Annotated in this window: 17 protein-coding genes and 4 pseudogenes; 10 read left to right on the top strand and 11 right to left on the bottom strand. The window is 67.4% G+C overall.

What is annotated here, in order from left to right; genetic code table 11:
* Positions 1–642: pseudogene (locus NBW77_RS12575) on the bottom strand (ketoacyl-synthetase C-terminal extension domain-containing protein); the annotation flags it as partial.
* Here NBW77_RS12575 and NBW77_RS12570 point away from each other — a divergent pair.
* The 4 genes and pseudogenes from NBW77_RS12570 to NBW77_RS22830 all read left to right on the top strand — a co-directional run.
* Positions 559–1,050 carry a tetratricopeptide repeat protein gene (locus NBW77_RS12570; RefSeq protein WP_131745874.1) on the top strand — a complete coding sequence of 164 codons (492 nt, stop codon included), beginning with the start codon at positions 559–561 and terminating at the stop codon, positions 1,048–1,050. The pseudogene NBW77_RS12575 and the gene NBW77_RS12570 overlap by 84 nt on opposite strands.
* A gap of 365 nt (positions 1,051–1,415) precedes the next feature.
* Positions 1,416–1,619 (top strand): annotated as a pseudogene (locus NBW77_RS22840) (phosphotriesterase family protein); the annotation flags it as partial.
* Positions 1,620–1,641: 22 nt separating this feature from the next.
* A pseudogene (locus NBW77_RS22835) lies at positions 1,642–2,043 on the top strand (phosphotriesterase family protein); the annotation flags it as partial.
* 19 nt (positions 2,044–2,062) lie between these two features.
* Positions 2,063–2,167 (top strand): annotated as a pseudogene (locus tag NBW77_RS22830) (hypothetical protein); the annotation flags it as partial.
* A 60-nt stretch (positions 2,168–2,227) separates the two neighbouring features.
* Here NBW77_RS22830 and NBW77_RS12565 read toward each other — a convergent pair.
* On the bottom strand, positions 2,228–3,574 hold the full coding sequence (locus NBW77_RS12565) for a helicase-associated domain-containing protein (RefSeq protein ID WP_242605666.1): 1,347 nt from the start codon (positions 3,572–3,574) through the stop codon (positions 2,228–2,230).
* Positions 3,575–3,735: 161 nt separating this feature from the next.
* Here NBW77_RS12565 and NBW77_RS12560 point away from each other — a divergent pair, with 161 nt between their 5' ends.
* From NBW77_RS12560 to NBW77_RS12545, 4 genes are read left to right on the top strand one after another with little or no spacing between them, the layout of a single operon-like run.
* A complete protein-coding gene (locus tag NBW77_RS12560) occupies positions 3,736–5,310 on the top strand; it encodes a TIR domain-containing protein (RefSeq protein WP_250279739.1) in 1,575 nt (524 codons plus the stop codon).
* Positions 5,311–5,338: 28 nt separating this feature from the next.
* Complete coding sequence (locus NBW77_RS12555) at positions 5,339–9,403, top strand: WD40 domain-containing protein (RefSeq protein ID WP_250279738.1); 4,065 nt, start codon at positions 5,339–5,341, stop codon at positions 9,401–9,403.
* A 53-nt stretch (positions 9,404–9,456) separates the two neighbouring features.
* Complete coding sequence (locus NBW77_RS12550) at positions 9,457–9,966, top strand: helix-turn-helix domain-containing protein (RefSeq protein ID WP_131745871.1); 510 nt, start codon at positions 9,457–9,459, stop codon at positions 9,964–9,966.
* Entirely contained in the window at positions 9,963–10,514 is a 552-nt protein-coding gene (locus NBW77_RS12545) for a DUF6036 family nucleotidyltransferase (RefSeq protein WP_131745870.1), read from the top strand. Before NBW77_RS12550 ends, NBW77_RS12545 begins: the two co-directional genes overlap by 4 nt.
* Before the next feature lie 46 nt (positions 10,515–10,560).
* Here NBW77_RS12545 and NBW77_RS12540 read toward each other — a convergent pair whose 3' ends face one another.
* A complete protein-coding gene (locus tag NBW77_RS12540; RefSeq protein WP_131745869.1) occupies positions 10,561–10,986 on the bottom strand; it encodes a TIGR03668 family PPOX class F420-dependent oxidoreductase in 426 nt (141 codons plus the stop codon).
* Positions 10,983–11,441, bottom strand: coding sequence for a cytochrome P450 (locus NBW77_RS12535; RefSeq protein ID WP_250279737.1), 459 nt, complete (start codon positions 11,439–11,441; stop codon positions 10,983–10,985). The genes NBW77_RS12540 and NBW77_RS12535 overlap by 4 nt, the downstream gene beginning before the upstream one ends.
* A gap of 677 nt (positions 11,442–12,118) precedes the next feature.
* On the opposite strand from NBW77_RS12535, the gene NBW77_RS12530 reads away from it, so the two are divergent.
* Both NBW77_RS12530 and NBW77_RS12525 read left to right on the top strand, forming a co-directional pair.
* On the top strand, positions 12,119–12,493 hold the full coding sequence (locus tag NBW77_RS12530) for a DUF6247 family protein (protein ID WP_131745868.1): 375 nt from the start codon (positions 12,119–12,121) through the stop codon (positions 12,491–12,493).
* A complete protein-coding gene (locus NBW77_RS12525; RefSeq protein WP_242605664.1) occupies positions 12,468–12,689 on the top strand; it encodes a hypothetical protein in 222 nt (73 codons plus the stop codon). Before NBW77_RS12530 ends, NBW77_RS12525 begins: the two co-directional genes overlap by 26 nt.
* 79 nt (positions 12,690–12,768) lie before the next feature.
* Here NBW77_RS12525 and NBW77_RS12520 read toward each other — a convergent pair whose 3' ends face one another.
* From NBW77_RS12520 to NBW77_RS12490, 7 genes are all read right to left on the bottom strand, one after another.
* Entirely contained in the window at positions 12,769–13,464 is a 696-nt protein-coding gene (locus NBW77_RS12520; RefSeq protein WP_131745866.1) for a histidine phosphatase family protein, read from the bottom strand.
* Positions 13,465–14,025: 561 nt separating this feature from the next.
* Positions 14,026–14,661, bottom strand: coding sequence for an RdgB/HAM1 family non-canonical purine NTP pyrophosphatase (gene rdgB, locus NBW77_RS12515; protein ID WP_131745865.1), 636 nt, complete (start codon positions 14,659–14,661; stop codon positions 14,026–14,028).
* Positions 14,658–15,416, bottom strand: coding sequence for a ribonuclease PH (gene rph / locus NBW77_RS12510; RefSeq protein ID WP_131745864.1), 759 nt, complete (start codon positions 15,414–15,416; stop codon positions 14,658–14,660). Before rph ends, rdgB begins: the two co-directional genes overlap by 4 nt.
* Before the next feature lie 215 nt (positions 15,417–15,631).
* Positions 15,632–16,378 (bottom strand): MBL fold metallo-hydrolase, encoded by a 747-nt coding sequence (locus NBW77_RS12505; protein ID WP_131745863.1) that lies wholly within the window; start codon positions 16,376–16,378, stop codon positions 15,632–15,634.
* A 984-nt stretch (positions 16,379–17,362) separates the two neighbouring features.
* Positions 17,363–18,310, bottom strand: coding sequence for a PLP-dependent cysteine synthase family protein (locus tag NBW77_RS12500; RefSeq protein WP_131745862.1), 948 nt, complete (start codon positions 18,308–18,310; stop codon positions 17,363–17,365).
* Positions 18,311–18,334: 24 nt separating this feature from the next.
* Positions 18,335–18,745, bottom strand: coding sequence for a MoaD/ThiS family protein (locus NBW77_RS12495; RefSeq protein WP_131745861.1), 411 nt, complete (start codon positions 18,743–18,745; stop codon positions 18,335–18,337).
* A 244-nt stretch (positions 18,746–18,989) separates the two neighbouring features.
* Positions 18,990–19,394 (bottom strand): M67 family metallopeptidase, encoded by a 405-nt coding sequence (locus tag NBW77_RS12490; protein ID WP_131745860.1) that lies wholly within the window; start codon positions 19,392–19,394, stop codon positions 18,990–18,992.
* Between the last annotated feature and the right edge of the window lie 35 nt (positions 19,395–19,429).

Here is a 19,429-nt window from a genome sequence, read left to right as displayed (position 1 = left end):
GACACCCAGCTCGGAATTGGAATCGGGTTCGGGTTCGACGGCGGGTGCCTCCTCGACGATCACATGCGCGTTGGTGCCGGAGACACCGAACGACGACACCCCGCCCGCCGCGCGTGACCGGTCTCCGGCCACGCCACCGGCTCGGTCAACAACCGCACATCCCCCGCCGACCAGTCCACGTGGGGAGTGGGCTCGGCCACGTGCAGGGTCCGCGGTAACACCCCGTGCTGCATCGCGAGCACCATCTTGATGACACCGCCCACGCCCGCGGATGACTGCGCGTGTCCGATGTTCGATTTGAGCGACCCCAACCACAACGACCGGTCTTCCCGCCAGTCCTGCCCGTAGACGGCAATCAGCGCCTGCGCCTCGATCGGATCACCGAGGGTGGTACCCGTACCGTGTGCCTCCACCGCGTCGATGGTCTCGGCCACCAGCCGGCCGTTGGCCAGCGCGTCGCGGATCACACGCTCCTGGGACGGGCCGTTCGGCGCGGTCAGTCCGTTGCTCGCGCCGTCGGAGTTCACCGCCGTACCCCGGCACCAGGCCCAACACCCGATGGCCGTGGTGACGGGCGTCCGCGAGCCGTTCCAGCAGCAGGACTCCCACGCCTTCGGAAAGGCCGAAGCCGTCGCAGTCGGCCGGGAGCTGGCACGGCTACGACCGGACGCCTTCCGCCCCGACCTCGCCATGTCCCTGAACAACCTGTCGAACCGCCTGGCCGACCTCGGCCGCCGCGAAGACGCCCTGGTCGCCATCGAAGAAGCCGTCACCGTCCGACGCGACCTCTTCGGCCAGTACCCCGCACCTTTCGTGGGGCCGTTTGTTCAGTCCTTGGCATTCACCGGCTACCTACTGCAAGGGCTCGGCTCGACACGTGCGGTCCTGGACGTGACGCTCGAAGCCTTTTCCCTCGCCAGCGAACACCAGCTCCAGGACGTCGCTGCGCTCGTCGTATCGCTCATCCGCGAGGAACGTCGAGCCGTCGGGAAGCCGTTCGACGACGTGTGGCGTGAGATCACTGGGACAGGCGTACCGGACGAGCTCTAACCGCTCGCGGTCCGCCGCGCAGCTGCCGGTCACAGAGCGTCGCGATTCGTGGAATGCGTCATGGAATGTGCGGGAAGTCGTGCCGCGTGGTTTGGGTGCTTTGCGAAGTTCGATCGGGGCTGTAAGCGTTGGTAGCGCGGCTAGATCGCCGATGCGGCTCTCTTAGGATCTGCCGCCTTCGGGCGTGGGGGTTCAAGTCCCCCCTCCCGCACCGATCATGTTATGGAAGCGTAGGTGGTTTCCAAGGTGATGATGATGGTTTCTACCTACGGATGCCGGTGAACCCCGCCGACCGTAGGTAGAAACCATCACTATGACACCGGAAACCACCTACGCAATCGGATGATGGGGCAGGGCAGAGCGGGATGACGCAGGTCGAGACCGTTCTAGGAAAGGTCGACACCACACAACTCGGCAGTGTCCTCATGCACGAACACGTGTTCGTGCTGACCGAGGAGATCCGGCAGAACTATCCCGCCCTCTGGAACGAGGAGGAACGCATCGCCGACGCTTTCGTCAAACTGCGGGAACTAGCCGACCGGGGTATCGACACCATCGTGGATCCCACGGTGATCGGCCCAGGGCCGCAATATCCCCCGCATCCAGCGGATCAACGAACAGGTGGACATCAATATCATTGTTGCCACCGGTGTGTACACCTACAACAGCGTCCCGATGACTTTCCAGTTCCGCGGGCCCGACACGCTGTTCAACGGCCTCGATCCCATGATTGATCTATTCGTGCGGGACATCACCGAGGGCATCGCCGGCACCTCCATGAAGGCCGCCTTCCTCAAGCGCGCCATCGACGCGATGGGTATGACCCCCGGGGTCGAAAGAATCATGATTGCGGTTGCCGGGACCCACCGGCGTACCGGCGTCCCCATCACCGTGCATACGAATCCGCACAACCAGTCGGGCCTGCTTGCACTGGACCTCCTCAAACGCGAGGGTGTGGACCTCACCAAGGTGGTGATGGGCCACTGCGGGAACACCGACGACCTCGCCATACCTGACGCAGCTGGCCGACGCGGGCTGCACCCTCGGCAGGGACCGTTTCGGCCTAGACCTCCTGTTGCCGTTGCAACAGCGCATCACCACGATCGTCGAGCTGGCCCGCAGCGGCCACGGCTCTCCCGGCATGCCGACGCTGACGCCGACGCCGCCCCCGAGCTGGTCACACTCCCGGGTCGACGGGGAGGACGTAGCCGAGTACTCGAAGAGCTTTCCGGAAGTCGGGCTCATGTTCGATCGGGACGGCGACATGGCGGTCGCCAACCGGCCGGCAGAAGCGGCGGATCCTGCGATCGCCCGCGATGAGTGCGGCAAGCGCCGGATCGGAGCATTCGACCAGACGTACCAGCCCGAGATTGCGTAACCGTTCGGCACGAGCGGTCACATCCGCGAAGAACGTGGTGACGGTGGATGGCAGTTCGTTCTGGGCGCGGTTTTCCAGGAACTGCCTGAGCTGCTCCGGCCGGCGGCCCGCGTCGATCGCGGCCAGGAGTTTCTCGACGCCGAGTGACCAGACCCGGTCGGAGCTTCGCTCCACAAATGCGTCCAGCAGAAGCTGGTCGGCCGGCCGAACCTCCTCGGTAATCACAATATCAAGGTTCGGAAGCACCTTGAGTACCCTGCCCGTGGAACTGTCGTCCACGGTGGCTTCGTAGTTCTGATTCAGGCCGAAAACATATGCGCCGAGAGCGTTCAACCGGACGGCCCGAAGACCGTCGTAGCGGCTGAGCCATTCAAGGTCGTCCGTGCCCCAGTTGTCGAAGTAGTCATCGCGGGCACCGGCGGGATCATCGTACTCTACATCGAACAGACCGAGCGTCCCGGCATATTCGAACAGTATGCAGAGGGTGTATCTGCCCTCGAGGATCGGCCATTCGCTGTAACCTTCGTAACCCAGGCTTCCGTACTGCGGATCGGCGATGTACAGCTTCCAGGGATCCCGGGCCACCGAGGGATGCAGGCCCTGGCGCTGCATCCTGGCGAAGAGTGCGTCAACGGAAATCCACTCGTCCCGCTTGCACCCGGCCAGAGCCTGCGCGACGGTCTGTCGCCGCGGCTTGGCCGCGGTCAGGGCTCGGGCCGACCGCTGACCCTTGATCTCTTCGATCCTGCTCATCTCGTCAATGACCGCGTGGCTGACCCAGCGCTGCCAGAGCTGGCGGATCGTGTCAGCCGCCGGCCTGGTCAGCGCGGTGCGGCCACGCGCTGTCAGCTGCAGGCGGCCACCGGCAAGCTCCGCCAGTGCGCCTGCCTGCAGGAGAAGCGGCCACGCGAAAGCCGCGATGGGTTCTTCGCGGTAGAAGTCTCCCTGTAGGAGAGCGGATGCGACAACGCCGACGGTCGCGGCACCGGGACGCTGTGTCTTTTCGCTGCACCGCAACTTGCCCGCGGCGCACAGCTGCAGAACGGCGAGCAGGTTGGCCTGCGCCTCGTGCTCGGTCAACCGCATGGTGACGTTGTCCTGCGCGCCGCCTTGCCCGCCATCCGCCGCGAGGCCGTTGGTCACCACGGCGTCATCTTCGTCAGCCGCTGCCGGCCCGTTCCTCATGGCTGACTAATGTAGAGCCGGCTCTCATCGTCGACCGAGCCACCTGACGTATAACAGGACGTCGTGAACCGCGCCGCGGCCTACCGACACGCTGCACATAGGGTCTGGCAGGCTGTGTGGGTATGGGGGCTGGGCAACGCGAGAACGCGGCGGACGGGTCCGCAGCGGACGGCTGGGATTTCTTCGTCTCCTATACCCAGGCGGATCTGGCCTGGGCGGAGTGGATCGCCTGGCAGCTGGAAGCCGCCGGTGACCGGGTACTGCTGCAGGCGTGGGACATGGTCGCCGGATCGCACTGGTCAGCGGTGATGCAGGACGGCGTCCAACACGCGGATCGCACGATCGCGGTTCTCTCGAACGCCTACCTGAGGTCGGTCTACGGCGCGGCCGAGTGGGAAGCGGCATGGCTGGATGATCCGCGTGGCACCGACCGGAAACTGATCCCCATCCGCGTCGAGGACTGCCCCCGCCCGGGCCTGCTCGGCGCGGTCGTGTCCTTCGACCTGTTCAACCTGGCAGCGGACGCGGCCCGTGCAGTGCTGTTGAAAAAACTCGAGGAAACGTTGAAGGGAAGGGCGAAACCCGTCGACGAACCGCCTTTCCCGAACGCTCAGGCTCCGGTCGCTCCTCGTTCGTCGCTGCCGCCGGACTTCCCCGGGGCTGGTGGGAACCAGGCGTCGGTGGGTCCGGTCGGTGCACGCACCGCGGTGGTCGTGCTCCACCTGTCGGACCTGCGTTTCAACACCACCGACCCAGGCAACGGCGCCGGCCTGCTCGACCGCATAGCCGAGCAGACCCGCCGTGCGGGGCTCACCCCCGACCTACTGGTGGTCACCGGCGATCTCACCGAGCACGGCCGGCCCAGCGAGTTCGACCAGGCCGCGACGTTCCTTTCAGATCTTGCCGATGGGCTTGGGCTGCCCCGGCAGCGGGTGGCGATCGTCCCCGGCGACCGGGACGTGAACCATTCCGCCTGCCAGGCATATTTCCTCACCTGCGAGGCAGAGGAGAGAAACCCGGTCGCGCCGTACTTTCCGAAATGGCGTCCTTTCCTGCGGATGCTGGGCGAATTCTACGGTGACAGCGCGATCGAGCACTCCTTTGTCGTGGGCCGGGAATGGTCCCTGTTCACGATGGACGATCTGAAGGTCGTCGTCGCGGGACTGAACTCGACCATGGCGGTCAGCCACCGCCCGCAGGACCGGTACGGGCTGCTCGGCGAGAACCAATGCGGCTGGTTCGCCGAGCGGCTGCGGGAGTATGCCCAGCGTGGCTGGCTGCGTATCGGCGCCATCCATCACAACCCGGCCCGGCCATCCAGGTGCGACGACAGCGCCAACCAGGATGAACTCCTGCGGGACGCGGACGGGTTCACCACGATAGTCGGCCCAGATGTGAACCTGCTGCTGCACGGCGGCAACCCGGCCGGTAACTCGAATGACGGGGTCACGACGCTGGGCGAGGTGGACGTGCCCGTCCTGGCCACCCGTGGGGCCTCCCAGCTGCTGCGGATCGACGCAGCCGGCCTGTCCCGCCATACACAGGCGTCGGGCGCCCCGCGCGGGTCGGCAGATGACGGGAACGAACCGGACGCGGGGATCATGCGGATTACGCGGATCAGCCGGTCCTGGCCCAACACGGGCGCGGCCCTGCCGGTGGCGCGATCCCCCCTTCCGACCCCCAGCCGGTCTGCCTGAGGACGACGACCACGATGCCGCGGAGCGGATGCCGTTCCGGCGACACCCCGACGACACGGGCGAGATCTTCGCGCGTCCGGACACCTTCCTCACCCGGGTGATCGAGGTGGCCCGGCTGCGGAACAAGGACGCGACCGTCACCCCCACCAATGGCACCGCCGGCACACCGACCTATCTGCGGGTGGCGGTGGCCCGGCCCGGCACGCTGGTGGAACAGCGACCGGTCGGGGTGTACGAACATGGCGCCGACCTGGCCGCGGTGGAGGAGTTCGCCGGGCGGGTGCACGCTCACTACGCCGCGGGTGACCAGCATCTGGTCTCCGACCTCGTCTACGGCGGGCCGCGGGCGGACGACGATCTGGCGCGGGCCGCACTGCGCCGCGGGGTGCGGCTGGTCAGTTTCGTCGAATACCAGGGCCTGCTGGACCTTCGCGGCTACCTGGCCCGGCAGACGGCCCGCCTGGAGGCGGACCCGCTGTACCCGCCGGCCCTATATGTGCCGCAGCGCCTGACCCGGTTGGACCAGCCGGCCGCACCGCCGACCGAGGACGCGCTCGGCGAGGTCGCGAGCTGGCTGGCCGTGGACGGGCCACGGTATCGTCCTGCTGCTCGCCGATTTCGGCCGTGGGAAGACGTTCCTGCTGCACGAGCTGGCCCGCCAGCTGCCGTCCCGGCTGCCGCACCTGATCCCGATGCTCGTCGAGCTTCGCGCACTGGAAAGGCGCACAGTGTGGACGAGCTCGTCGCCGCGCATTTCATGGCCACCGGCGAGGAAACCTTCGACCGGGCGAAGTTCGGCTACCTGCTGCGGTCCGGCCGGGTGGTGCTGCTGTTCGACGGTTTCGACGAGTTGGCGTTGCGGGTCAGCTACGAACGGGCCGCCGATCATCTGCACACGCTGCTGTCCGCCGTGGACGGCAACGCCAAGATCGTGGTGAGTAGCCGCAGCCAGCATTTCCTGAACGACGACCAGGTCCGTACCGCCCTCGGCCGGAACGTGGAGCGGGTGGCCGCGAGCAGACTCGCCCAGCTGGAGGACTTCACCGACGGCCAGATCCACGCGTTTCTCGTCAACCTGTTCGACCGCCGGCCCACCACCGTCGGTGACGGCGACCAGCCGCGGGCAGCCTGCAAGCGGGCATGGGTAACCGCCGAACGGGCCGCCGCGGCCCGGCTGGCCCTCATCCGTGACATCCGTGATCTTCTCGGGCTGGCCCGGAACCCTCGCATGCTGGGTTTCATCGCCGAACTGGACGAGGAACGGCTCCGCGACGTCCAGGCCCGCGAGGGCAGCATCGGTTCCGCCGACCTGTACAAGGAACTGCTGTCCAAGTGGCTGGACTTCGAGGAGAACCGCACCCAGCCGGCCGGCGCCGCGCCCACCCTGACCGCCGCCCAGCGCTGGGCGGCAGTCACCGCCCTGGCGCTACGGCTGTGGGGCAGCACCGAACGACTGATCAGCCTCAGCGAACTGACCGCGACCACCAGCTCGACTCTGACCACTCTTGCCGACCACGGGCTTGACGAGGACCAGGCCGCGCACCTGGTCGGCTCCGGCAGCCTTCTCGTCCGCGCCGACGACGGCGGCTTCACGTTCATCCACTCCTCGGTCACCGAGTTCCTGGTCGCCCAGCACGCGGCCGGGCAGCTCACCGGACCCCCGTCCGTCGACACATCCGGCTACGTATCCGGCGAGACGGGCACGGACCCGGCCCGGCCGGGAGCGTTGGAAAACCGGGCGATGTCGCCGCTCATGGTCGACTTCTTCTGCACCCTCGCCGGCAACGATGTCGCTATCAGATGGGCGCGGATAGTTACCGCCGGCACGGACACGTCCCAGGCCGCCCAGACCAACGCCCTGGCGATCGCCCGTCATCTCGGCGCCGAGCTCATCGTCGCCGCCCGCCTCGCCGGGGCGAACCTGGCTGGTCAGGACCTGTCGGGACGCAGCCTGGTGCGCGCCGACCTCACCGGAGCCGATCTCACCGACACCCGCATCACAGACACGGACCTCACCGGCGCGGACCTCACCGGCGCCCGGCTCGACCGTGCCGTCCTGACCGACACCCGGCTCACCGGCGCGGACCTGACCGCCGCCCGGCTCATCGACACCAGGCTGATCGGCTGCGACCTGACGGGCGCGGCCCTCGACGGCGGCGACTGGCGCCGCGCCACATTGATCAACTGCCTTGTCGACCCGGACACCCGCGGCGGCCCGGAACTCGCCGAAGCGTCGGTCATCGGCCGTGACCGGGCGGTTCTCACCTTCGCGCTGGCCGCGGGACCGGTCAGGAGCGTCGCCTTCAGCCCGACCGACAGCGACCTTCTCGCCTACAGTTCCGGCAACGCGGTCATCCTCGCCGACCGGCCGAGCGGGCAGGCCCGCCGTGTCCTGACCGGCCACACCGGGCAGGTATGGTCGCTGGCGTTCTCCCCCGACGGCACCCGCATCGCCACCGGCAGCGACGACGGCACCGTCCGCATCTGGGACACCACCACCGGCACCGGACAGGCGTTTCTGGCCGGCCAGACCGGGAAAGTGCGGTCGGTGGCCTTCTCCCTGGACGGCACCCACCTCGCCACCAGCAGCGACAACGGTGCCGTCCGCATCTGGGACACCACCACCGGCACCGGACAGGCACTCCTCGCTCGCCACTCCGGGTGGGTCTGGCAGGTGGCCTACACCCCCGACGGCACCCACCTCGTCACCATCGGAACCGACGGCGCCCGCGTCTGGGACACCACCACCGGAACCGAACAGGCGCTCCGCACCGGCCATGACGGACCCGTGCAGTCGCTGGCCTACTCCCCCGACGGCACCCACCTCGCCACCGGCAGCGATGACGGCACCGTCCACATCTGGGACGCCGCCACCGGCACCAGGCAGGCGCTCCGCGCCGGCCATGACGGACCCGTGCAGTCGCTGGCCTACTCCCCCGACGGCACCCATCTCGCCACCGCCGGAACCGACGGCACCGTCCACATCTGGGACACCACCACCGGAACCGAACAGGCGCTCCGCACCGTGCACAACGACCGGGTCCGGTCGGTGGCGTTCTCTCCCGACGGCACCCGGATCATCGCCGCCGGGAGAGCGGTACGGATCTGGAACACCACCATCGGCACCGGACGGCACCAGCTCACCGGCCATACCAACCGGGTACGGTCCGCAGCCTTCTCCCCTGACGGTACCCGCCTCGCCACCGCAAGCGACGACGCCACGGTCATACTCTGGGACGCCGCAAGCGGAGAACAGCGGACTCGCCTGACCGAGCACAGCGGGCCGGCGCTGGCGGTGGCGTTCTCCCCCGACGGCACCCGCGTCGCCAGCGGGGACAACGGCGGCAGGGTACGACTCTGGGCGGTGGCGGGAATGGCCCAGGCCCGCCTCACCGACCACAACGGGCCGGTGTGGTCGCTGGCGTTCTCCCCCGACGGCGCCCGGCTCGCCAGTGCCAGCGGCGACTCGACAGTACGGATCTGGCCGCTGCGCGGGATGAGACGTCGTCCCCAGACACTCCGCGGCCACAAGGGACCGGTGCTGTCGGTGGCCTTCTCCCCGGACGGCACCCGCATCGCCACCGGCGGCAACGACGGCACGGTACGGCTCTGGAACGCCGACGGAACCGAAGATAATCTCCCCTTCCGTCGCGGCACCCGCCACGGCGGGCCGGTGTGGTCGGTGGCCTTCTCCCCGGACGGCACCCGCATCGCCAGCGGCGGTGACGACGGCACACTTCAGGTCTGGGCGGTGGGCGGCGACGGACACACCCGGCGCACCGGTCACAGCGGGCCGGTGCGGTCGGTGGCCTTCTCCCCCGACAGCACCCGCGTCGCCACCGTCGGTGACGACGGCACGATCCGGCTCTGGAACGCGGCGGGCGGCGGGTGGCTCGCCGTGCTCGTGGCCCTGCCGGAGGACGGCTGGGCGGCGTTTCTGCCCGACGGCCGTTACAAGCTGCACGGCAACCCGGCCGGCCGCTTCTGGTGGGCCGTCAAACTGTGCCGGTTCGAACCGGGCGAGCTCGACCCCCACGTCCCGGGCATCCACCGCATCCCGGACGACGAGCCGCTCCCACTGACCCCAGGCTAGGTAACCGAGCAGAGCTCTTGTGTTTTTTGGGTTTATTACGGATCATGTGATTCATGACCGTTGACGCCACCGGTCCGGACCGGCTCACGACCGGCCAGGCAGCCGCGCTGCTGGGAACCTCCCGCCAGCACGTGGTCGACCTGTGCCGGCAAGGGCTGCTGCCCTTCGAGACGGTCGGCACCCACCGCAGACTCCACCGCAAGGATGTCGACGCGTTCGCCGGCCGGGCACTCACCCGTGAGGCCGCTCGGGCGCTGTGGCTGCATCACGCGGTGGCAGGTCGGCTGGTGCTGGACCCCGGAGGGACGATGACCAGGGCGCGGTCCAATCTCGACCGGCTACGGCAGGTTCATCCGACCGGGATGACCGCCCGGTGGCTCACGCAGTGGCAGGATGTGCTCGACGCGGGGGTCGATACGGTCCTGGACGTGTTGACATCCCGGTCTCAACAGGCCGTCGAACTCAGGCAGAACTCGCCGTTCGCGGGTGTACTTCCCGAGCGGGACCGGCTGGCCGCACTAGCGGCTTTCCGCGCATGGTGGCGGAAGGACCACGTCGCGTGAAACGCGAGCAGCTCGAACACGTCCTGCGGGCGGCGTCGACGATCGCGCAGGATCCGGAGATCCTCGTCATAGGAAGCCAGTCGGTCCTGGCCGCGATTTCCGAGGACCGGCTACCAGTAGAGGCGACAGCCTCGATGGAAGTCGACATCGCGTTCTTCGACGATGTCGACGACGCCAAAGCCGACCTGGTTGACGGCGCGATCGGCGAGCTTTCACCGTTCCACGAGACATTCGGCTACTACGCACAGGGGGTCAGCGTCTCGACGGCCGTCTTACCCAAGGGATGGCGGGATCGGGTCATCGTCATCGAGACGGCAAGCACCGCGCCTGGACGAGGTTACTGTCTCGATCCACATGACTGTGTAGTGTCCAAGCTGATCGCCGGACGACCGAAGGACTTCGCATTCGCCGACGCGCTCGTACAGGAACGACTCGTCGACCCGGCAATTCTGTTCGACCGGGTCGAAACAACCGATGCCCACCCGGCCGTTGTTCAACGGATCCGGGCGTGGGCAGCCGGGCACATGAACCAGAAACCCACCGAATGACACCAAGAAATCACGATCTCGCCATCCGGCAAACAACTGTCGGCATTTACTGTCCGTCGCTGTAGGACCAGCCGGACCAGCGATGGACGTCCACCAGGATGACCGGACCGCCGGGGGGACTTTCCCGGTACCGGGCATATTTTGCCACCAGCCGGTCAATCGCCTCCCGCCAGGTCGGACCACCCTCGACAATATGGGCGATGCCGTCGGCACGGGCCCACCACAGCGTATTCCAGTCCTCGGCATAATGGTCGACAATCAGGCTCACCCGTGGATCAGCGGTAATGTTCGTCAGCCGTTTCAGGGCCGTCGACCGTTTGGGTTTATGATCGACGGCGGTAACAATCACGTCGTCATGCGACGCAAACGTCACGGGCACCAGGTGCGGCCGGCCGTCCGCGTCCACCGTGGCCAGCCGGGCGACCCTCGCCGCGGCAAACCGACCGCGCGCCTCACCCGCGTCCAGGTTCATCCCGGCACCGTACTGGAGCGGGACCGGTACTGGAGCGGGACCGGTACTGGAGCGGGACCGGTACTGGAGCGGGACCGGTACTGGAGCGGGACCGCTTCCGTCCCTGGATGCCCGAGGTGAGCCCGGTCAGGAAAGGTTGAACGGAAGGACGTCATCCCTCGGTGGATGAGGCTGGGGAGGTAGGTGAGGGTGTCGGTGGCCGAGGTCAGTGCGGGGGCCCGCTGGAGAAGCGTACGGATCGCCGTTTCCGCCTCCATCCGGGCCAGGGGCGCTCCCAGGCAGTAGTGCGGACCGAGACTGAAACCAACACCTTGCTCACCAGCCCTCGCAGCCGAGTGTGGTCCGGCGGCTCCATCCAGAGGAATGATCCCGGCAGTTCCACCTCGCTGTTCGGATGGAGCAGCTCGGACTCCTCGGTATGGCTCCAGGCCGGATTCGGCAGTATGGCGTCGCATTCGGTGTAGCGGGGTACCGAGCGGGTACCAGGCGGTCCCGGAACGAACGGACCGGCGTCACGCAGCACTTCGTAGCTTCGGTACGGGTCGTGCCGCCACCCGGGAGCAAAGGCGTCGATGACGGCTTGTTGTACCCCGGTGATGTCCTGCACGGCGGCGTTCTGCACGGCGGTGGAGGTGGTGTGCCGAGTGCCGGCGAGGCCCACTTGCAACTCCGTTCGGTGAGAAGAGCTGGTGGTGCCTGGTACTGGCCGCGAGGATCGTCCCGTCGTTTGCACGCCGGGACCCGCGAAGGACACGTGTCATATTTGTTCGCGGGAACACCCGATGTCAAGATTTTTCGATCGCATTCAATCGCTTTATTGGAAACGTTGATTGAGCGTCCGGCCTGATTGCCAACAAGATCGCGCCCGCAATCCCTTGGCTGATGCATAATCACCGGTTAGCACTGCCGTAACCTGTAGACCTGGATATCTTCACCCTGAAATGATGTATTCATGATATGGCGTGACCTCCGCGAAGGAGCATGGAGTAGCAATGCCCGGCTTCGCGCCGTCTCCAACTGGTCACGACTGAGCGTCACCGTCCATCCGTATCGTCAGTACGGACAGCCGTCGGGCCACGGCGTCGGCATGCCCCGACTGCGATGTCGGCGAGCAGGCCGCGACAATGGAGCCATGGCTGACGCGGACGTGACGACCCCGCTGTACGGGGTGCGGATCCGGGTGGACAAGACGGGGCCGGCTGTCCACGCCGCCCTGGATGCGGAACGCCGGGCCGAGTTCGAGGCGGAGTTTCGAGCGGCCCTGGCCCACGCCGACGACCGTTTCGATCTGGACGCGGTCCAGGACGTGGTCGAACGGTGGTGGCCGATGGCGGTACTGTGCGCGAATCCGGAGATCCAGGAAGGGATCGACGCGGACCGGCGTCGGGCAGCGGCTGGCGACCACACGGTGTTCGGTCGCACGACCAGCTACCCGCACACGCACCCGGAGGACACCGATGGCCCGGTACACGGTGCGATGGGTGACCTACGCCGAAGAACAGCGTGACGTCCTGCCGGGCGTAGCCCGCCGAGAGCTGCATCTCCTGCTCGACGTCCTGACCGCCGACCCACAGCGGCACGGAACATACAGCAAACGCGAAGACCAGTGGTCGGCGTCGATGAGCCCGTTCGGCGTGATGCTCTACACGGTCGAGGAACGGTGGCTCACCATCACCGTCCTGCGGGTCCTCTGGCTCGAATGACCTCCTCCGTCCGGATGACGGCGCTCCGGTCGCGGGGGCCGAGCCTGGCGTGACGGTGCGACCGGGCGGGCGTTCGGCCCTACCGGTAGGTCACCAGGTCGCTCTCGCCGCCTTCGAGGTGAGCATGTTCGTTGATCGATACCAGACTGATGCCACCCCGACCGGCGACGACCTTCGTCACGCTGGCGTTGACCATCACCCGGTTCAGCGCCTGGAACCCGGTTGGCGGCAGCCCGAGCAGGGACGCGCACACGGCCGTGATCGGGCCGGCCGACGTGAACACCAGCGCGGTACGACCGCTGCCCATACCGGCCAGCACATGCTCCAGACCCGCGCGGACGCGGGCTGCGAACACCGGCCAGGTCTCCGCGCATCCGCTGGCGTCCCCCGCCTCGATCCAGCTCGTCAGAGCAGCGTCCAGCAGTGCCTGGAACACACGCGGAGTCGGCTGGAGCAGGGTGCCTTCCGGTGCGGGTGGGGCATGGCAGGCGATGACGTCCTCGGTGTTGTACTCGTTCCAGCGCTCGTCGCATTCGGGTGCCCGCCCGGTTCCCGTCGCACGCGTGGCACCGGCCGCCCATCCGGCCAGGGCATCGGTGGCGGTCTCCCGATGGCGCCGCATCGCCCCGGTGCACACTTTGTCGAAGACCACGCCACGCTGGCGCAGCATCACCCCGATGAGCCGGGACTGTCGGTGCCCACGGTCGGACAACCGGTCGTAGTCCGGCTTACCGAAGGATGCCTGGCCGTGGCGGACCAGGTACACAGCAGCCATCGACGCCGTCCCTACGCCCCGGCGCCAGGGGCGTCGCCGCGGCCGCGCTCGGGATGACGCACCGCGACTTCTTCCCCGGCAGACACAATCTCTGAGCCTAGTCAGCGATCCTCGCTCCGTGCCGTGTGGCGAGTCGTGGGTCACACGGGAACGGCCACCGCGTTCTGGCGCGGACAGTGCGCGCCCCGGTCGGTTCGGCCACCACCCAGAGTGATCGAGGACGCGACTGGGGTGTCACGAGTCGGGGACGGATGGGAACGACCCGGACACCTCAGTCGCGTCCTTAACCTACCTTGCCGATAGCAAATAGTCACTGATCGACTACAGGTCGTTCTAGCTTACACGGCGATTGGCATCCATGTACCCGGTTTGATGTGGTCCATAGCCAGGCCTTTTGCCGGATTTCGGCACTGCCCGCCGAGCGTCGGTGGCCCACTCACGGAAAGTATCCAGATACTCGGCCCGCAGGCCTCCCACCGAACACTTCGGGCACATCCGAACACATCCTGAAACATCAGGATGTAAGAGCCCCCGATAAGCGGATACGGCCAGAAGACGCGGTCAGGCTGCTCCCGGCCCGCGCAGGACGCCCGCGAGCTCCCCGAAAGCCCGCCCCCGATGGCTGATCGCGTCCTTCTCCGCGGCCGTGAGCTCGGCGCTGGTCCGGTCGTATCCGTCCGGCAGGAACAGCGGGTCGTAGCCGAAGCCACCATCCCCGCGAGGTGCCCGCACCAGCCGCCCGCGCATCTCCCCGTGCACGACCCATTCAGTGCCGTCCGGCGTCACCACGGCGGCGGCGCAGACAAAGGCCGCACCACGGCGCTCGTCGGGCACGTCGGCCAGCTGGGCGAGCATGAGGGTGTTGTTGGCGACGTCCCGCTCCACCCGAGAGGCCTGCGGACGCGCTCCGGACCATCGCGCCGAAAGTACCCCGGGCATGCCGTTCAGCGCGTCGACAGTCAGACCCGAATCGTCCGCCACCGCGGGCAGACCGGTCACCGCCACCGCATCCCGCGCCTTGATCAGGGCGTTCTCGGCGAAGGTGGCCCCGGTCTCGGGTACATCCGGGCCCGGTGGCAACGACACGAGATCAACGGCGAGTCCCGCGGCCGCGAGGATCCGACGCAACTCGACAAGCTTGGCCTCGTTACGGCTCGCCAGCACCAGCCAGAGCGGCGCACCAGCACCGAAGATCATCGGGAGGACGAGCGGGACGCCTGGCGCGGCCCGCCCGAGGGAACCGGACGCGGCCCGCCGAGCGCCGCCCCCTGGATGTCGGTGAGCTGCGCGCACCCGCGGACGGCCAGATCGAGCAGCTGGTCCAGCATGGCCCGGTCGAACGGCACGCCCTCGGCCGTTCCCTGTACCTCGACGAAGTCACCGTCACCGGTACAGACCACGTTCATGTCGGTGTCGGCACCCGCGTCCTCCTCGTAGGCCAGATCCAGCACCGCCTGGCCGCCGACCACCCCGACGCTCACCGCGGCCACGCTGCGGATCATCGCGCCCGGACGGCCCAGCCAGGCACATGCATCCGACAACGCCACGCAGGCGCCGGTGATCGAGGCTGTCCGGGTACCACCGTCGGCCACGAGAACATCACAGTCGATCGCGATCGTGTTCTCACCGAGGATCTTCAGATCGACACAGGTGCGGAGGCTGCGGCCGATCAACCGGGAGATCTCGTGGGTGCGGCCACCGATCCGACCGCGTACGGACTCGCGGTCGTTGCGGGTGTTCGTCGCCCGCGGCAGCATCGCGTACTCGGCGGTCACCCAGCCGAGCCCGCTGCCCTTGCGCCAGCGCGGGACACCTTCGGTGACCGAGGCTGCGCACAACACCCGGGTTCGCCCGAACTCGATCAGAGCCGAACCCTCCGCATGGTCCTGCCAGCCACGGGAAATCACTACTGGGCGGAGTTCACCGGATGTCCTGCCGTCGGAACGCGTCACGACGTCGGACCCTACCGGTCGGCGTCACCGTCACGGACCACTGCCCACCGCACCAGGCCGGCCCCGCAGCCCGCAGCCCGCAGCCCGCAGCCCGCAGCCCGCAGCCCGCAGCAACACGGTCGGCCCGGGACGGCCGCGCCCGACAGAACACTGTCCGGCGACGTTCGTCCCAGGCCGACCGGCGGAACTCGGCCTGCCCAGCCCCGGAAACGCCCTTACAGCTCGTAGACAGCCCCTGTTTCGGCGACGGTCAACGGACCGTCAAAGGCACCTGCCGCCTCCTCGTGACTGCGTTCCGTATTACCCCAGGGCACGAGATGGGTGAGCACCAGACGGCCCACCCCGGCCTTGGCGGCGTGCTCACCTGCCTCACGCCCCGACAGGTGAATGCCAGGCGGGTTGTCCGGGACATCCATGAAAGCGGCCTCGCACAGGAACAGATCCGAATCCCGAGCAAGCTGAACCAGCTCGTCGCAGGCGCTGGTGTCACCGGAGTAGGTCAGGGAACGCCCATCCGCGGTCAACCGCATACCGAAGGCCTCGACCGGGTGCGCGACCCTTTCCAGATCGATCTGGAAAGGACCCACGTTCAACCGTCCAGGACTGATCGTCTGGAAGTCGTAGATATCAGCCAGGGAGTCCTCGGGCCAGCGCTCGAACGCGGCACACAGACGTTCCTGGGTGTTGATGGGCCCGTAGACGGGAAGTTTCGGAGGCATGCCTTCCGGGTGGTACCGCCGGGCGTAGGCGCTCACCACGAGATCGAGGCAGTGGTCACCGTGCAGGTGGGAGACGAGGACGGCGTCCACGTCCCGCAGGTCGCAGTGCCGCTGCAACTCGCCCATAGAGCCGTTCCCGGCGTCCAGCACGAGCCGGAAGCCGTCCGATTCGACCAGGTAGGACGAACACGCCGATCGGGGCCCGGGATAGGTACCCGAACAACCCAGGATGGTGAGTTTCATCGGGCTACCGCCAATGCTGTCAGCGATGATGCTGTCGACGACGACGCCGGCAGCGACGAGGACCTTGATGGCACGGACGCGTCCGCCCCACCTGCCGAAACGGCTGAGACTGCTGAGACGGCCGTGGTTGTGGGCCGGCGCCCGCCAAGACGGCGAAACACATCCGGATCACCGTCCGTCGGAAACCCGCGGACCGGTGGAAGCAGATCCAGATCACGGAACAGGTCGTGCCGGGTGAACGGCCCGCGGCCATCCCCCACGGTTCTTTCTACTCTTTCTGCGCTACTCACCAATGTGACGCCCTCTCCCCTGAAAAAGCCGATGACGCCGGCCAACGAAAGATGCCGGTTACGACCCGCTGTCAATGTGTCCACATCGGCTTTCTGAAATGGCGCCAGATACACCCCGGGTAATTCAAGCAGCTGGCGGCCACCGGTGTTGTCACGTTGGACGTAACGGATGAAGGCAGGGCGGATATGGCCGGTTTGCCGAGCCTCCGGCCCGACAGAAAAGGCTTCATCGCAGACGTCATCCGAGACGGCCGCAACCATACCGGCCGCACCGACCCGGTCGTTTCGGGTCACCGGCACGGCCCAACGGGTAACCAGAGGGATCGCCTCGGTGGTCACCGAAGTGCCAGGGTGCTCCCAGGTACCCCGCGGGCCGATCTCGACCGGGGCGCCGACGGGAGTGCGCTGCGTGTCACCGCTGTGGCAGAGGGATTCACGCGGAAGCTGATCGCGGATCTCGCACTCGGCGATAGGACCGCCGGCTCCGCTGTCGAATACCCCCGTGGGCACGCCGCTCATGAGCGATCAGACTAAGCCCGAAATCCGGTTCCCATCCTGTGGCAGTGGTCACGAAACCGGTGTCGAATTTTGGACACCCCCCGGCTACGTAGGCATCCCGGACCGCGCCAGGGAAATCGTGACCATCGCCACAGGGTCGATGAACGGCCTAAAGCCCCGAATGGATCCCTTCGGCTCACGCCCAGAGCTGGCCCTCCAGCGCCGCCTCGGCCTCTTCCAGGGTCCCCGCGTAGGCGCCGGTGGACAGGTACTTCCACCCGCCGTCACAGACGATGAGGGCGATGTCAGCCCGCTGTCCGGCACGGACGCACTTGTCAGCCTCGATCAAAGCCGCATGCAGGATACAGCCGGTGGAGATCCCGGCAAAGATCCCCTCCTCCTCGACCAACTGCCGGGTCCGCCGAAGCGACTCCTTCGGCCCGACCGAGATACGGGTGGTGAGCACGCTCCCGTCATAGAGCTCGGGGATGAATCCTTCGTCGATGTTGCGCAGGCCGTACACGATCTCGCCGTATCGGGGCTCCGCGGCGACGATCCGGATACCCGCAACCCGCTCGCCCAGGTAACGCCCCGTACCCATCAGCGTTCCGGTGGTACCCAGCCCGGCGACGAAGTGGGTGATGGACGGCAGATCCTCGAGGATCTCCGGCCCGGTTGTTTCGTAGTGCGCCTGTGCATTCGCCGGGTTACCGTACTGATAGAGCATCACCCACTCGGGGTGTTCGGTAGCCAACCGTTTGGCCACCGCCACAGCCTCGTTGGAGCCGCCGGCCGCGGGCGAGAACACTATCTCGGCCCCCCACATGGTGAGCAGCTGCCGCCGTTCGGTGGAGGTGTTCTCCGGCATCACACAGATCAGCCGATAGCCACGCTGCCGGCAGACCATGGCCAGCGAGATGCCGGTGTTCCCCGACGTCGGTTCGAGGACGGTCGCGCCCGCGGTCAGGACGCCTCGTTTCTCCCCGTCGGCAATCATCCACAGAGCGGCGCGGTCCTTGATCGAGCCGGTGGGGTTGTCCTGTTCCAGCTTGGCCCACAGCCGGACGTCCGGCGACGGGGAAAGTCTCGGCAGGCCCACCATCGGGGTACGGCCGACCGAGTCCATCAGGGAGTCGAAACGCATGAGCTCTTCTGACCTGTCTGCCTGTCAGTGACGGGTGGGCTCGGCGAGAATCCCCTGTGCCCCGCAGCGGCACGCCTCCGCCGGCATGATGGCGGAGCCGCCGGCGACGGCGGGCAGGATAGTACCCACGCCCAAAGTCGCCGGCATGATGGCGGAGCCGCCGGCGACGGCGGGCAGGATAGTGACATTGTCACCGTCGGTGAGCTTTGCGTCGAGACCGCCCAGGAAGCGCACGTCCTCGTCGTTGACGTAGATGTTCACGAAACGGTGCAGTTCACCGCCGCTTTCGCCGGAGACGAGCCGGCCTCGCAGGCCGGGGAAGCGGCTGTCGATGTCGATGAACAGCGCGCCGAGCGTCTCGCCTGCGCCTTCGACGATCTTGGATCCGCCCGTGTAGCTGCGCAGGATCGTCGGTACGCGGACCTGGACTGCCATGGTGCTCCTCTCGGTGTTACCCGGTGTCGTTCTTCACCGCCGCCGGCGGTCAAGCTCCTCATCATCATCTCTGCTGCCACAGCGTGTTCGATACCACCGCGAATCCGATACCACCACGAATCCAATACCACCGAGCCCACCGGCCCCGTCGGACCCACACGGGAAGATCCGCCGTACGGGGACGTCCCGGGCACCGGCAGACGGGCTCGAGCGCACCGGACCTCCCGTCCAACGCCACGAGCGGTCAGACGATTTCCACCGGCTCCTCGGTCACCGCCGCGTCGACGATGCGGTAGGACCGGAACTCGGTCCGCTCGGGGTCACGGGTCGAGACCAGGACATAGTGGGCATCGGGGTACGCGGCATACGAGACGTCCGTCCGGGACGGGAACGCCTCGGTGGCGGTATGCGAATGGTAGATCACCACCGGCTCCTCGTCTCGGTCGTCCATCTCGTTCCAGACCTTGAGTTGCTCCATGGAATCGAACTCGTAGAAGGTCGGTGACCGCGCGGAGTTCTCCATGGCCACGAACCGCTCCGGACGATCCGACCCGACCGGCCCCGCGACAATGCCGCACGCCTCGTCGGGGTGGTCTCGCCGGGCGTGGGCGACGATGGCGTCGTACACCGTTCGATCGATGCGCAGCACCGGCCCACCGTACGACGAGCGGCATCCGCCACGGG

Origin of the sequence: Frankia sp. Cppng1_Ct_nod (assembly GCF_920656135.1) — a bacterium.
GTDB lineage: Bacteria > Actinomycetota > Actinomycetes > Frankiales > Frankiaceae > Protofrankia > Protofrankia meridionalis.
The sequence above is the reverse complement of the archived record's forward strand: the minus strand, read 5'-3'. Positions and strand labels throughout refer to the sequence as shown.

Coding starts and splice junctions, on each gene's coding strand:
- NBW77_RS12570 (WP_131745874.1), top strand. CDS start 559: ATGGCCGTGGTGACGGGCGTCCGCGAGCCGTTCCAGCAGCAGGACTCC.
- NBW77_RS12535 (WP_250279737.1), bottom strand. CDS start 11,441: ATGCGACGCCATACTGCCGAATCCGGCCTGGAGCCATACCGAGGAGTC.
- NBW77_RS12495 (WP_131745861.1), bottom strand. CDS start 18,745: ATGGCAGTCCAGGTCCGCGTACCGACGATCCTGCGCAGCTACACGGGC.
- NBW77_RS12505 (WP_131745863.1), bottom strand. CDS start 16,378: ATGAAACTCACCATCCTGGGTTGTTCGGGTACCTATCCCGGGCCCCGA.
- NBW77_RS12540 (WP_131745869.1), bottom strand. CDS start 10,986: ATGAACCTGGACGCGGGTGAGGCGCGCGGTCGGTTTGCCGCGGCGAGG.
- NBW77_RS12500 (WP_131745862.1), bottom strand. CDS start 18,310: ATGCGTTTCGACTCCCTGATGGACTCGGTCGGCCGTACCCCGATGGTG.
- NBW77_RS12530 (WP_131745868.1), top strand. CDS start 12,119: ATGGCTGACGCGGACGTGACGACCCCGCTGTACGGGGTGCGGATCCGG.
- NBW77_RS12550 (WP_131745871.1), top strand. CDS start 9,457: ATGACCGTTGACGCCACCGGTCCGGACCGGCTCACGACCGGCCAGGCA.
- rdgB (WP_131745865.1), bottom strand. CDS start 14,661: ATGATCTTCGGTGCTGGTGCGCCGCTCTGGCTGGTGCTGGCGAGCCGT.
- NBW77_RS12555 (WP_250279738.1), top strand. CDS start 5,339: ATGCCGTTCCGGCGACACCCCGACGACACGGGCGAGATCTTCGCGCGT.
- NBW77_RS12520 (WP_131745866.1), bottom strand. CDS start 13,464: ATGGCTGCTGTGTACCTGGTCCGCCACGGCCAGGCATCCTTCGGTAAG.
- NBW77_RS12560 (WP_250279739.1), top strand. CDS start 3,736: ATGGGGGCTGGGCAACGCGAGAACGCGGCGGACGGGTCCGCAGCGGAC.